Source organism: Actinokineospora guangxiensis (assembly GCF_042657845.1).
GTDB lineage: Bacteria > Actinomycetota > Actinomycetes > Mycobacteriales > Pseudonocardiaceae > Actinokineospora > Actinokineospora guangxiensis.
The window spans coordinates 69,493-83,293 of record NZ_JBHSKF010000020.1 but is presented as its reverse complement, the minus strand read 5'-3'; the positions used below and the strand labels follow the sequence as shown (position 1 = coordinate 83,293).

At 73.8% G+C, this 13,801-nt stretch carries 12 protein-coding genes; 10 read left to right on the top strand and 2 right to left on the bottom strand.

All coding sequences use genetic code 11. The features are described 5' to 3' along the window. Positions 1–32: 32 nt before the first annotated feature. Positions 33–782 (bottom strand): site-2 protease family protein, encoded by a 750-nt coding sequence (locus ACFPM7_RS28570; protein WP_378250930.1) that lies wholly within the window; start codon positions 780–782, stop codon positions 33–35. 244 nt (positions 783–1,026) lie between these two features. Here ACFPM7_RS28570 and ACFPM7_RS28565 point away from each other — a divergent pair, with 244 nt between their 5' ends. Beyond that, the gene (locus ACFPM7_RS28565; protein ID WP_378250929.1) at positions 1,027–1,341 is read left to right on the top strand and encodes a WhiB family transcriptional regulator; all 315 of its coding nucleotides are present in this window, start codon (positions 1,027–1,029) and stop codon (positions 1,339–1,341) included. A 165-nt stretch (positions 1,342–1,506) separates the two neighbouring features. Further along, positions 1,507–4,863: a glycosyltransferase gene (locus ACFPM7_RS28560; RefSeq protein ID WP_378250928.1), complete on the top strand. Its 3,357-nt coding sequence runs from the start codon at positions 1,507–1,509 to the stop codon at positions 4,861–4,863. Between the two features lie 6 nt (positions 4,864–4,869). Here the strand turns inward: ACFPM7_RS28560 and ACFPM7_RS28555 are convergent, their stop codons facing one another. Continuing rightward, positions 4,870–5,331, bottom strand: coding sequence for a metallopeptidase family protein (locus ACFPM7_RS28555; protein ID WP_378250927.1), 462 nt, complete (start codon positions 5,329–5,331; stop codon positions 4,870–4,872). A 97-nt stretch (positions 5,332–5,428) separates the two neighbouring features. Between ACFPM7_RS28555 and ACFPM7_RS28550 the strand changes: the two genes are divergently transcribed. The 8 genes from ACFPM7_RS28550 (at position 5,429) to ACFPM7_RS28515 (ending at position 13,699) form a co-directional block, all read left to right on the top strand. Then, positions 5,429–5,788, top strand: a complete 360-nt coding sequence (locus ACFPM7_RS28550) for a DUF3499 domain-containing protein (protein WP_378250926.1) — start codon at positions 5,429–5,431, stop codon at positions 5,786–5,788. A 56-nt stretch (positions 5,789–5,844) separates the two neighbouring features. Beyond that, positions 5,845–7,191 (top strand): phosphomannomutase/phosphoglucomutase, encoded by a 1,347-nt coding sequence (locus tag ACFPM7_RS28545; protein WP_378250925.1) that lies wholly within the window; start codon positions 5,845–5,847, stop codon positions 7,189–7,191. A gap of 80 nt (positions 7,192–7,271) precedes the next feature. Then, positions 7,272–7,469, top strand: coding sequence for a Trm112 family protein (locus ACFPM7_RS28540; RefSeq protein ID WP_378250924.1), 198 nt, complete (start codon positions 7,272–7,274; stop codon positions 7,467–7,469). Further along, on the top strand, positions 7,466–8,560 hold the full coding sequence (locus tag ACFPM7_RS28535; protein ID WP_378250923.1) for a hypothetical protein: 1,095 nt from the start codon (positions 7,466–7,468) through the stop codon (positions 8,558–8,560). The genes ACFPM7_RS28540 and ACFPM7_RS28535 overlap by 4 nt, the downstream gene beginning before the upstream one ends. Positions 8,561–8,586: 26 nt before the next feature. After that, complete coding sequence (gene manA / locus ACFPM7_RS28530; protein WP_378250922.1) at positions 8,587–9,795, top strand: mannose-6-phosphate isomerase, class I; 1,209 nt, start codon at positions 8,587–8,589, stop codon at positions 9,793–9,795. Between the two features lie 79 nt (positions 9,796–9,874). Continuing rightward, complete coding sequence (locus tag ACFPM7_RS28525; RefSeq protein ID WP_378250921.1) at positions 9,875–10,801, top strand: cation diffusion facilitator family transporter; 927 nt, start codon at positions 9,875–9,877, stop codon at positions 10,799–10,801. A gap of 89 nt (positions 10,802–10,890) precedes the next feature. Then, complete coding sequence (locus tag ACFPM7_RS28520; RefSeq protein ID WP_378250920.1) at positions 10,891–12,426, top strand: APC family permease; 1,536 nt, start codon at positions 10,891–10,893, stop codon at positions 12,424–12,426. 10 nt (positions 12,427–12,436) lie between these two features. Next, positions 12,437–13,699, top strand: a complete 1,263-nt coding sequence (locus ACFPM7_RS28515; RefSeq protein ID WP_378250919.1) for a glutamate mutase L — start codon at positions 12,437–12,439, stop codon at positions 13,697–13,699. Positions 13,700–13,801 lie beyond the last annotated feature (102 nt).

Sequence of the window (13,801 nt, the reverse complement as noted above, 5' to 3'; positions counted from 1 at the left end):
CGCGATCCTCCCACGGGCGGGTGAAGCGCCGGTCAGCGCCAGAAGAAGAACAGCGACTGCCCGATCCCGGCCGAGTAGGCGTCCCCGCCGATCGCCTCGTAGGCGGCCAGCACCACGTCCCAGAACACCGCGGACGCGCCCGGGATGCCGATGAGCACCGCGAACAGCACCAGCGGCGCCCACGGCCGGGCCTTCGCCCCGATGCGCCGGGCGTCGTGGGACAGGTACGGCTCCAGCGCGCCCCAGCCGTCCAGGCCCGGGATCGGCAGCATGTTGAGCACGAACGCCGCCAGCTGCAGCAGCGCCAGGAACGACAGGCCCGCCGCCAGGTTCGGGGCCATCGGGAACACCGCCACCGCCAGCGCCAGCAGCACGCCGATCACCAGGTTCGCGAACGGGCCCGCCAGTGAGACCCGGCACTCCACGGCCCGGGAGCGCAGCGAGTAGTGGTTGATCCAGACCGCGCCGCCGGGCAGCGGGATGCCGCCGATGGCGAGCAGCAGCAGCGGCATCAGCAAACTCAGGACCGGATCGGTGTAGCGCCTGGGGTCGAGCGTGAGATACCCCTTGAAGTAGACCTCACGGTCGCCGCCGCGGAAGGCGACGATCGCGTGGCCGAACTCGTGCAGGCACAGCGACACGGCCCACCCGCCCAGGACGAGCAGGAAGATGCCCGTCGTGACCGCGACTTCGCCTTCCACCAAGGTGAGCAGCGCGCCGCCGATGGTGACGGCGAGTAGGGCGAGGAACACGGGCGAGGGTCGAATAGCTGATCTCTGCACGGCTCCAGTGTGGCAAGTTTCGCGAAATCCCGGGGGACTGACCGGTATCTGCCGGTGTTTCCCCTGGTACCCGAACGGGTGTCAGCCGCGCATACCCCATCACCCGGCCGGGGTCTTCGCTTGACCCGCCGCGCTGACACGGGTGTAATCACATCGATGTCATTTGCCGAGGTGGCCATTGGCCGCGGGGACAGGCTGAGGCATCCGCCAGCCGGGGAGTGCGGAAGGCGAGGAGGCGGGCGTTATGCAGGGATTCGCTGAAGACAGGGGCAACGTCGTGCACGCGGCGGAGTGGGATCGCCACGAGGCCGGGCTGCCCGGCTACCTCGACGACGCCGAGGAACAGGAGTGGCAGGAGCGCGCTCTGTGCGCGCAGACCGACCCGGAGGCGTTCTTCCCCGAGAAGGGCGGGTCGACCCGGGAGGCGAAGCGGATCTGCCTCGGCTGCGAGGTGCGCGCCGAGTGCCTGGAGTACGCGCTCGCCCACGACGAGCGGTTCGGCATCTGGGGCGGCCTGTCCGAACGGGAACGCCGCAAGCTCAAGAAGCGCGCCGTCTAGCAACCAGGAGTCACCCGGTCCGACGCCGCGCCAACCCCCGGTGAGCGCGGCAGGTCGGTAACGGAACAACCTCCCGCGCGCGGACGGGCCGACGGCCGACGTACCGTGGTGTCCCAGTGGCCGGTGGGGCCACCCGCCGACGCCGACGGGAGGTGTGCACGACCAGTGCCGCCCCGCCCCCGGCCCGCAGCGGGTCCGCGCCCGAGCGCCCAGCGCCCGCGCACCGTGCCCGTGCTCGCCGTCCTCGTCTGCCACGACGGCGCGGAGTGGCTGCGGCTGGCGCTCTCGGCGCTGCGCCACAGCAGCCCGCGGCCCCGGCACGTCATCGCCGTCGACACCGGTTCCGAGGACTCCACCGCCGACCTGCTCGCCGCCGCGTCCACCGGCGCCGACCGGGTGCTCGACGGCGTGCTCACCCTCGACCGCGGCGCGGGCTACACCGAGGCCGTGCACGCCGCCGTCGACCACGCCGTCGGGCGCTGGGGCGACCCGGGCGGCTGGATCTGGCTGCTGCACGACGATTCCGCCGCCGACCCCGACTGCCTCGACACGCTGCTGACCGCCGCCGACCTCGCCCCGTCGGCCGCGGTGCTCGGCCCGCTCGCCGTCGACTGGCGCGACCCGAGGGTGGTCGTCGGAGCCGGTCTGTCCACCGACTCCTCCGGGCACCGCCAGACCGGCATCGGACCCTCCGAACTGGAGTGGACCGGGGGCGACCGGGAGCTGGAGCAGAACACCGAAGTGCTCGCGGTGGCCTCGGCCGGGATGCTGGTGCGCCGCTCGGTCTGGCACGAGCTGGGCGGCTTCGACAAGGCCGTGCCGGTGCTGCGCGAGGACATCGACTTCGGCTGGCGGGTCAACCGGTCCGGGCGGATCGTCCTCTGTGTCCCGTCCGCGCGGGTCAGGCACGCCCGCGCGGTCAGCGCGGAGCTGCGCGGCGTCGACGTCGCCGTGCCCGGCCTGCCCGGGGCGCTCGCCATCGACCGGGCGATGGGCCTGCGCACGTTCCTGGTCAACTGCGGCGCGCTGTCGTTCCTGCTCGGACTGCCGCGGCTGGCGGTGCTGTGCCTGCTGCGCGCGCTCGGCTTCGCCATGCAGCGCAGGCTGGAGCGCGGCCGAGCTGAGCTGCGCGCGCTGGCCTACGTCCTCGGCGGCCGGGCGGAACTGCGCGCCGGCCGCAGGGCGCGCGCGGTCAGCGGCAGGCCAGGGCCGGTGCGCGGGCTGTTCACCAGCAGACTGACCCGGCTGCGCAACGCCGGCCGCGGCGCGCTCGCCGGCCTCGTCCGCCGCCGGGTCGCCGCCGACGCCGCGCTCGGGCGGCTGCCCGCGGGCTACGACGCCGGGCTCTGGCACGCCCCGGAGGAGCCCGACCCGGTCCGCCCCGTCGCGGGTCCGCAGGCGCTGCCCGCGGGCGCGACCGGCCGCCCACGCCGCGCGGGCCTGCGCAGGCCCGGCAGCGGTGTCGCGGTCACGGTGCCGCTCGACGCCGCCGCGCCCGCCGACCCGCCGATCGGCCTGCGGCCCAGCCCGCGCCCGCGGCCGTCGCCGGTGCCGCGCGACGGTTCCGGCCCCGAGCCGGACCCCGCCCTCGTCTTCGTCTCCGTCGACCGCGGCCGAGTGCTGCGCCAACTCCTGCTGTCTCCGCCGCTGCTGCTGCTGGTGGGCCTCACCGCGCTCGCGGTGCTGGTCAACGCCGGGCGGATGGGACTGGACCTGGCGGGCGGTCGGCTGCTGCCGGTCGGCGACCTCGGCGCGGTGTGGTCGCAGTACCTGGCGAGCTGGCACGGCACCGCGGGCGGCACCGGCGCGCCCGCGCCCGCCGCGCTGGCGGTCCTCGGCGTGCTCGGCACGGTCTTCGTGCCCTTCGGCGGCACGCAGGCCGTGGTCGCGGCGCTGCTGCTGGCCGACCTGCCGCTCGCCGGGCTCTCCGCCTACCTCGCCACCCGCCGCGCGCCCGTGCGCCGCTGGGTGCGGGCACTGCTCGCCACCGGGTACGCGCTGCTGCCGCCCGCCTCCGCCGCCGTCGCCCAGGGCAGGCTCGACGCGGTCGTCGTGCACATCCTGCTGCCGCTGGTCACCGCCGGGATCATGGCGCTGCTGACCCGCGGCGGCGGGTCGCGGCACTGGCTGTCCACCGCGGCGGGCACCGCGGCCGGGCTCGCGGTGATCGGCGCGTTCGCCCCGCTGGCGCACCTGCTGCTGGTGGTGGTCGCGCTCGGCGGGTTCGTGCTGGTCCCCGGCGACGGCCGCAGGCGCGGCGTGGCGCTGTTCATGCTGGTGCTGATGCCGCTGGCACTGCTGCTGCCCTGGCCCGCCGTGCTCATCCAGAACCCCGGGATCGTCCTGCACGGCATCGGCGCGGTGGTCGACAACCCGGTCCCGGGCACAGCCGAGCTGCTCGCCCTGCACCCCGGCGGGCCCGGCGCGCTGGTCGGCATCGGCGCGGTCGCCGTGCTGGTCGCGCTCGCGGGCGTGCTGGTGCGCCCGCACCGCGGCGTCCTGCCCGGCCTCGGCTTCGCGCTGCTGGGCCTGGCGGCCGTGCTGCTCGTGCGGCTGGTGCCCGCGACCCCGCTCGGCGGGCTGGAGCCGACGGCGGCCTGGGCGGGCACCCCGCTGCTGCTCGTCGGCTGGGGCCTGGTCTGGGCGCTGCTCGGGGCCTGCCGCACGGGCGGGGGCAGGCCGTCGCTGGTGCGGCCCGCTGCGGTCGTCGGCGTCGCCGCCCTCGGCGCGCTGGCCGCCGGGGTCGCCATCGCCGGACCGGCGGGCCCGCTGCGCGACGACGGCGGCGACCGCCTCGCCGCCTCGCCCACCGCCGAACTCGCCGCCACCGGCCGCTGGCTGCTCACCCTCGACGGCCGCCCCCGGCTCACCGCGGGCCGCCCGCCCGCCTTCGGCGACGACGACACCGCGCCCACCCCGGGCGCCACTGGCCGCCTCGCCGCCCTGCGCGCCGAGCTGACCAGCGGCGACGGACCCCGGGTGCGCGGCGCGCTCGCCCGTGCCGCCGCGGCGGGCGTGCTGTTCGTCGTGCTGCCCGCCGAGGCCGCCCCCGCCTTCCGCGCCGCGGCCGGGGACCTGGTCGCCGACGTCCCGCCGACGACCTACGGGCTGCCGGTCTTCCGCGTGCAGCTCACCGCGGGGCCCGCGCACCTGCTCTCGCCGGAGCTGGCCAGGACCGCGGTGACCGGCGGCGTCCCGCCGACGTCGCTGGCGGCCAAGGGCATGGTGGCCGTGCCCGCCGAGCCGCCGTCGGCCTCCGTGCGCGTCTCCGACGGCCCCGACGGGCGGCTGCTGGTCCTCGGCGCGACCGAGGAGCCCGGCTGGACGGCCACGGTCGACGGCAAGCAGGTGCCGATCGTGCGGGCGTGGGGCCGCCAGGTCGCCGTCCAGGTGCCGACCAGGGCATCGGAGGTGCGCGTCGAGCACGCGTCCGCGCTGCGCGGGGTGCTGCTGCTGGTGCAGGGCGCGATGGTCCTGTTCACCGTGCTGACCTCGATCCCCGGCCGCAGGCCCGAGGACTAGGACGGGCTAGTCGCCGCCCTCCACCACACCCGGGTCCAGGCCCAGGTAGGCCGCGATCTGCTCCACCAGCACGTCGTGCACGAGGTCGGCCAGGTCGGCGCCGTCCTTGGCGCGGGCCTCCAACGGTCGCCGGTAGAGCACCACCCGCGCCCGCGTCGGCTGACCCCGCCGGTCGACGCCCGCGCGCACCAGCCGCGACAGTGGCACGCCCGAGTCCGCGATCACCCCATCGGGGGTTTCGCCCTCGGGCACCTCGGGGACGTCGTCCACGGCGACGTCGAGCTTGGTCAGCTCGGTGCGCCAGCGCGCCTCGATCGGCTCCAGCGCCTCCAGCACGACCGCGTCGAACTTCTCCGCGCGCGTGCTCGACGCCGGGAGCGATGCGGGGATGAGCGGACCGCGCAGGCCGCGCCCATGACGGTCGCGGTTGCGCCGGTCGCGGCGTCGGGATCTGCGCGCGGTGACCACGATCGAAAGGGTAGTACTCGCCCGGATGGCCGCACCGGGGCGTGTCGCGGGAGCTGATGCGACATGACCGCCCCCCGAACCGCTATCGTCAGCGATCGTGCGGAGCGTGCGTCGGTGTTCGCGAACCGGGTGTCTGAACCCGGCCGTCGCCACGCTGACCTACGCCTACGCCGACTCGACCGCCGTCGTCGGCCCGCTGGCCACCTACGCCGAGCCGCACAGCTACGACCTCTGCGAGGAGCACGCGCTGCGCCTGACGGTCCCCAGGGGCTGGGAGGTCGTCCGCCACGACGGCGAGTTCGCGATGCCCGAGCCCAGCGTCGACGACCTCACCGCGCTGGCCGAGGCCGTCCGCGAGGCCGGCCGGGTCGACCGGCCGATGCCCGAGCCGCCCAGCACCCCCGGCGGCCCGCGGCGCGCACACCTGCGGGTGCTCCCCGACCCGGTCTCCGACTGACCGGTAGCCAGATCGGTAGGCTCCAAGGGCACCAGCGGCGACCTTGGAGGAATCACGTGCGCGATCTGTCCGGCGTCTTCAAGGCATACGACATCCGCGGCGTGGTCGGTGAGCAGATCGACCAGGAATTGGTCCGGTCCATCGGCGCGGCCTTCGCCCGCCTGGTCGGCGGGCCGTCCGTGGTGATCGGCCACGACATGCGCGACTCCTCGCCCGGCCTGGCCGCCGCCTTCGCCGAGGGCGTCGCCGCCCAGGGCGTCGACGTCGTCTCCATCGGCCTGGCCAGCACCGACATGCTGTACTTCGCCTCCGGCAGCCTGGACATGCCCGGCGCGATGTTCACCGCGAGCCACAACCCGGCCCAGTACAACGGGATCAAGCTCTGCCGCGCTGGCGCCGCCCCGGTCGGGCAGGACACCGGGCTCTCGGAGATCCGCGCCGACGTCGAGGCCGGCACCGCCGACCTGGGCGGCTCCGGCACGGTCACCGAGCGCGACATGCTCGCCGACTACGCCGCCCACCTGCGGACCCTGGTCGACTTGAGCACCAGCCGCCCGCTGCGGATCGTGGTCGACGCGGGCAACGGCATGGGCGGGCACACCGTGCCCTCGGTCTTCGCGGGCCTGCCGATCGAGGTCACCCCGATGTACTTCGAGCTCGACGGCAGCTTCCCCAACCACGAGGCCAACCCGCTGGACCCCAAGAACATCGTGGACCTGCAGGCCAAGGTCCGCGAGGTCGGCGCCGACGCGGGCGTGGCCTTCGACGGCGACGCCGACCGCTGCTTCATCGTGGACGAGAACGGCGACGCCGTCTCCCCGAGCGCCATCACCGCCCTGGTCGCGGTGCGCGAGCTGGCCAAGGACCCGGGCGCCACGGTGATCCACAACCTGATCACCTCGCACGCGGTGCCTGAGATCGTCCGCGAGCACGGCGGCAACCCGGTCCGCACCCGAGTCGGGCACTCCTTCATCAAGGAGGAGATGGCCCGCACCGGGGCGATCTTCGGCGGCGAGCACTCGGCGCACTACTACTTCAGGGATTTCTGGCGTGCCGACACCGGCATGCTGGCGGCCATGCACGTGCTCGCCGCGCTCGGTGAACAGGACGGCCCGCTCTCGGAGCTGACCCGCGACTACGCCCGCTACGCCGCCTCCGGCGAGGTCAACTCGACGGTGCGCGACCAGGCGGACCGCATCGCCGCGATCAAGGCCGAGTTCGGCGGCCGCGACGGCGTCGAGCTGGACGAGCTGGACGGCCTCACCGTCACCCTGCCCGACGGCTCGTGGTTCAACCTGCGCGCCTCCAACACCGAGCCGCTGCTGCGGCTCAACGTCGAGGCCGCCGACGACGCCGCCGTCGCCGCGCTGCGCGACGAGGTCCTCGCCATCGTGCGGGCCTGATCCCGAGACATCACGAGACACCCGAACCACCCGAACCACCCGAACCACCCGAGACACTGAGGACCCGAGGAGGAGACGCGATGGCAGTCGACCTGGACCCGAGGCTGTTGGAGATCCTGGCGTGCCCGTCGGACGACCACGCCGCGCTCACCCCGGGCGCCCCCGGCGACCCGGGGGCCGACGCGCTGACCTGCACCGAGTGCGGGCGCGTGTACCCGGTGGAGGACGGCGTGCCCGTCCTGCTCCTCGACGCCGCCGAGCATCCGGACGCCCGGTGACCTCGCTTCCCGACGACTCCCTGCTGGACGACGCCGCCCGCCTGGGCGAGGCCGACCCCGACGGGCTGCTGCGCGCCGTCGCCCGCGCGGGCGCGCAGGTGCGGGCCACCGCCGAGGCCGCGGCCGAGGCCGGGATCGACCGGGTCGCGGGCAGCAGGCCGCGGGCCCTGGTGCTCATCTGCAGGCCGGGCATCTCGCCCGCCGTCTGCGACGTGCTCGCCGCGCTGGTGGGCCCGGCCTGCCCGGTGCCGCTGGTCGTCGCCGACCGCGCCCCGGTGTGGGTGGGCGCGCTGGACGTGGTCATCGCGCACACCGACGACGCGGGCGACACCGTCCTCGCCGAGTCGATCGACCGGGCCTGCCGCCGGGGCGCGACGGTCGTGCTGACCGCGCCCGCCGACGGTCCGGTCGCCGCGGCCGCCGCGGGCGCGGCCGTGCACATCGCGCCGCGGGTGCCCGTGCCGCCCGGCTTCTCCTTCGCCGCGGCCTTCACCGCGGGCCTGCTCACCCTGGCCGCGCTGGGGCTGCTGCGCATCGACACCGACGCCCTCGCCGACGAGCTGGACCGCGAGGCCGAGCGCTGCCACGTGCAGCACGAGACGTTCGTCAACCCGGCCAAGTCGCTGGCGCTGCGCGTCGCCGAGCACGTCCCGCTGCTGTGGGGCCTGGACCCGGTCGCCACCGGCGTCGCCCGGCACGCCGCCCAGGTGCTCTCCACGCACACCGACCTGCCCTGCGACGTCGCCGAGTACCAGCAGGCGGCGAGCCGCACGGCGCTGCACCGCGCCGCCGTGCGCGGCTCGGCGGGCCGCGACATCTTCGCCGACCCCGACGACTTCGACGGCCCGGCGGCGATCTCGCCGAGGACCGTGCTGCTAGCGGTGCGCAGCGCGCCCGGCGACCCCGTGCGCAGGCAGGCGGCCGAGGTGCTGCCCACCGTCGAGGTCCTCGCGCCCGGCCAGGAGCTGGGCGTCCCGGAGCCGATCGGGGCCGCGGTGCTGGCCCTGCGCTGGGAACTGGCCGCCCTGTACCTGGGGCTGGCAGCGGGTACGGCAGGCGGCACGGGGCGCTACGCCCCGGCGACGGCGTGAGCGCGCCCGCGGTTAGGAGTGGTGCAGTGGAGTTGTTGCGCAACGCGGTCCGCGCGTACGCGTGGGGATCGCGCACGACGATCGCCGAACTGCTCGGGCAGCCCGTCCCCGCGCCGCACCCGCAGGCCGAGCTGTGGATGGGCAGCCACCCCGGCGACCCGTCGCTGCTGGTCGACTCCGGCGAGACTCTGCTGGAGCGCATCGACGCCGACCCGGCGGGCGAGCTGGGCGCGGCGACGGCGGCCCGCTGGGGCGACCGGCTGCCGTTCCTGATGAAGATCCTCGCCGCCGACGAGCCGCTGAGCATGCAGGCCCACCCGTCGGCGCGGCAGGCTGCGGAGGGCTGGGCGCGCGAGGAGGCCGCGGGCATCGCGCGCGACGCCCCCGACCGCAACTACCCCGACCCGACCGCGAAGCCGGAGCTGGTCTGCGCGCTCACCGAGTTCCACGCGCTCGCTGGCTTCCGCGACCCGCACCGCACCCTGGAGCTGCTCGAAGTCGTCCGCACGCCCGGCCTGTCCGCGCACATCGACCTGCTCGCGGGCCAACCCGACAGCGACGGCCTGCGCGCGCTGTTCACCACCTGGATCACGCTGCCGCAGCAGGCGCTGCACGCGCTCATGCCCGACCTGCTCGACGCGTGCGTGCGCCACGTGAAGGACCGCGGCGAGTTCGGCGACGAGTGCCGCACGGTGCTGGAACTCGCCGAGCGCTACCCCGGCGACGCGGGCGTGCTGGCCGCGCTGCTGCTCAACCGGCTGACCCTCGGCCCTGGCGAGGCCATCTACCTGCCCGCGGGCAACCTGCACGCCTACCTGCACGGCACCGCCGTGGAGATCCTCGCCAACTCCGACAACATCCTGCGCGGCGGGCTCACCCCCAAGCACGTCGACGTGCCCGAGCTGCTGCGGGTGCTGGACTTCGGCTGCGGACCGATGCCGGTCAGCGAGGGCGTGGCCAAGGGCCGCGTGCACGTCTACCCGACCGACGCGCCGGAGTTCGAGCTGTCCAGGGTGGACTGGGCCGACGGCGAGGACGAGGCGGTGTCCCTCGGCGCGCCCGGCCCGCGCCTGCTGGTGTGCACCGACGGCGCGGTCGAGCTGGTCTCGGGGACCTCGTCGCTGAAGCTGGACCGGGGCTCCTCGGCGTGGATCGGGGCTTCGGACCAGGAGACCACCGCGTGCCCGGTGTCGCCCGCGGCGACGCGGATCTTCGTGGCCACCGTCGGGACCTGACGGGTTCGCGCCCGCGGTGAGCGGGCAGCCTCTAGGCTTCCGTCCGATCCAGTCCAGGACCCTTCACTAGGAGTGAGCCGTGGCCGCAGGGGGAAGCACGAAGGCGATCCTCGCCGCGCTGTTCGCCAACGCCGGTATCGCCATCTCGAAGTTCGTCGGCTTCCTCATCACGGGGTCGTCGTCCATGCTGGCCGAGGCGGTGCACTCGGTCGCGGACACCTCCAACCAGGGCCTGCTGCTGCTCGGGCAGAAGACCTCCCAGCGCAGGGCCACCAAGGAGCACCCGTTCGGCTACGGCCGCGACCGCTACTTCTGGTCCTTCGTGGTCGCGCTGATGCTGTTCAGCCTCGGCTCGGTGTTCGCGCTGTACGAGGGCTTCCACAAGCTCTCGCACCCCGAGCCGCTGAAGAGCCCCATCGTCGCGGTGATCATCCTCCTGGTGGCGATCGGCCTGGAGATCTGGTCCTTCCGCACCGCCATCGTGGAGTCCCGCAAGATCAAGGGCGACGCCACCTGGTGGGGCTTCATCCGCCACTCGCGGACCCCGGAGCTGCCGGTGGTGCTGCTGGAGGACGCGGGCGCCCTGTTCGGCCTGGTGTTCGCGCTCTTCGGCGTGGGCATGGCGATGCTGACCGGCGAGCCGGTGTGGGACGCGGTCGGCACCTTGGCCATCGGCGTGCTGCTCGGTGTGATCGCCATCATCCTGATCATCGAGATGAAGTCCCTGCTCATCGGCGAGGGCGCCACCGACGCCGAACTCGACACGATCATGGACAAGCTCGCCACCGGCCAGGTCCTGCGCGTCATCCACGTGCGCACCCAGTACGTCGGCCCGGACGAGCTGCTGGTCGCCGCCAAGATCGAGCTGGTGCCCAACCTCGACCTCGCGGGCGTCGCCGCGGCCATCGACGACGCCGAGTCCCGGGTGCGCGCCGCCGTGCCCGCCGCCCGGCTCATCTACCTGGAGCCCGACCTCTACCGCGAGTCCGCCGTCACCGCGGACTGAACCGGGACCGGGCGCGGCTCTTCAGCGGCCGCGCCCATCCGGCGCTAGCCTCACCGGGCCGGTTCACCAGACTGGAAGGGGAGGGCCAGATGGCGGGAAATGGCCTGTGGCGCACGAAGTCCGTCGAGCAGTCCATCGCCGATACCGACGAACCGGACACCAAGCTCCGGCGCAATCTCTCGACCTGGGACCTGACCGTCTTCGGCGTCGCGGTCGTCATCGGCGCGGGCATCTTCACCCTGACCGCGCGCACCGCCGGTGACCTCACGGGCCCGGCGGTGGCGCTGGCCTTCGTGCTCGCCGCGATCGCCTGCGGCCTGGCGGCCCTGTGCTACGCCGAGTTCGCCTCGACCGTGCCGGTCGCGGGCAGCGCGTACACCTTCTCCTACGCCACCTTCGGCGAGTTCCTGGCCTGGATCATCGGCTGGGACCTGGTCCTGGAGCTGGCGGTCGGCGCGGCGGCGGTCTCCAAGGGCTGGTCGACCTACCTCAACACCGTGCTCGGCTACCTCTTCGGCTTCGACGCCAACGAGCAGACCGTCACCCGGGTCGACCTCGGCTTCGCCACCGCCGACTGGGGCGCGCTGCTGCTGGTCGTCGTCCTGGCGACGCTGCTGACACTGGGCACGAAGCTGTCGTCGCGGTTCAGCATGGTGATCACCGGCATCAAGGTCGCCATCGTGCTGTTCGTGGTCGTGCTGGGCCTGTTCTACGTCAAGGCGGCCAACTACAGCCCGTTCATCCCGCCGTCGAAGCCCGCCGAGGACGGCGGCGCGGGCAGCGGTGTCGAGCAGTCGCTGTTCTCCGCGCTGCTGGGCGTGGAGGGCAGCTCCTTCGGCGCGTTCGGCCTGCTGGCGGGCGCGTCGCTGGTGTTCTTCGCCTTCATCGGCTTCGACATCGTCGCCACCACGGCCGAGGAGACCAAGAACCCGCAGAAGTCCGTGCCGCGCGGCATCCTCGGCTCGCTCAGCATCGTCACGGTGCTGTACGTGGCCGTGGCGCTGGTGCTGGTCGGCATGGTGTCCTACACCGAACTGGCCTCCGGCACGAAGGCCGACGGCACCGAGGACACCAAGACCCTGGCCACGGCGTTCTCGCTCAACGGCGTCGACTGGGCGGCACAGATCATCTCCGTCGGCGCCCTGGCGGGCCTGACCACCGTCGTCATGGTGCTGATGCTCGGCCAGACCCGCGTCCTGTTTGCCATGTCCCGCGACGGCCTGCTGCCCCGCAAGCTCGCCCAGTCCAGCAGCCGCGGCACCCCCGCCCGCGCCACCATCCTGGTGGCCGTCCTGGTCGGCGCGGCGGCGACGTTCTTCGACGCCGGGCAGTTGGAGGAGATGGTCAACGTCGGGACGCTGTTCGCGTTCATCCTGGTCTCCGCCGGGGTGATCGTGCTGCGCAAGACCCGACCCGACCTCAAGCGCGCGTTCCGCGTGCCGTGGGTGCCCGTCCTGCCGATCATCGCCATCGCGGCGTGCCTGTGGCTGATGCTCAACCTGACGGTGCTGACCTGGCTGCGCTTCCTGGCGTGGATGGCACTCGGCGTGATCGTCTACTTCGTGTACAGCCGCAAGCGCTCGCTGCTCGGGCAGGCCGCTGAGCGGGAGAAGGAGAAGAAGTAGCTTGTCCTGGTTGTGCCTGGACGTGGGCTCCACGTGGACCAAGGGCGCCCTCGTCTCGGCCACCGGCGAACTCCTGGGCACCGCGCAGCACCGCACGACCCCGCCCGAGGTGATGGACGGGGTCGACGCGGTGCGCGCGGCGCTGGGGGAGGGTCAGGTGCTGGCGTGCTCATCGGCCGGGGGCGGGCTGCGGCTGGCGGTGGTGGGCCAGGAGCGGCTGGTGAGCGCGGAGGCCGGCCACCGGGTCGCGCTGTCGGCCGGGGCGAAGGTCGTGCACGTGTCGTCGGGGGAGATGGACGGCGCGGGGCTGCGGGCGCTGCGGGCGGCTCGGCCGGATGTGGTGCTGCTGGTGGGCGGCACCGACGGCGGGGACGAGCGGGTGCTGCTGCACAACGCGCGGCGGCTGGGGGTGAACCGGGTCAAGGTGCCGATCGTGTTGGCGGGCAACGCTTCGGCGCGGGACGCGGCGCTGGGGTTGTTGCAGGGGCGGGTCGTTGTCCCCACGGCGAACGTGCTGCCTGATGTGGGGGAGTTGGCTCCTGGGCCCGCGCGTGCGGCGATCCGGTCGGTGTTCCTCGATCACGTGATCGGGGGGAAGGGGCTGTCGCGGGGGTCGCGGTTCCGTCGGGTTGTGCGCACTGTGACGCCGGACGCGGTGTTGGCGGGGGTTACCCGGTTGGCGGGGGTGCGGGCGTCGGATTCGTCGGCGGGGGCGGTTGTGGTGGTGGATGTGGGTGGGGCCACGACGGATGTGTACTCGGCTGTGTCTACTGTGGATTCTGGGGCGCGGACGGTGGCGCTGCCCGCTGATCGGCGGACGGTGGAGGGGGACATCGGGATGCGCTGGTCGGCTCGGGGGGTGGTGGCTGAGGGGGTGGTTGAGCGGGTTCCGGTTGAGGGGCTGGAATCGGTGGCCGCGCATCGGTCGTCTTGTGTGGACTTCGTTCCGGGTTCTCCCGGGGAGTTCGAGGAGGATCTTCGGTTGGCTTCGGTAGCCGCTGTGCTGGCGCTTCGGCGGCATCTGCGGCTGGTGGACGGGGATCTTGGACCGCACGGGGCTACGTTGCTGGTGTTGTCGGGTGGGGTGTTCCGGCATGCTTCCGATCTGTCATCGGTGCATGGGTTTCTTCGGGATGACCCGGTGCTGCGGCCGGTGCTGAAGAAGGCTGAGATCGTGGTGGATCGGGATTATCTGTTGGCGCCTGCCGGGTTGTTGGCGGATGCCGGGCATGGGGGTGTGGCGGACGCGCTTGTGGGGAGGATCGGGAGGTAGGTCTGGCTCCGCGTGGTGGTGGCGGTGGCGGCCCCACCGAAGCGACTTCACCCCATCGGACCGTCTGGGCGTGTATCCGGCTGACCTGCTGGGCGTCTCACC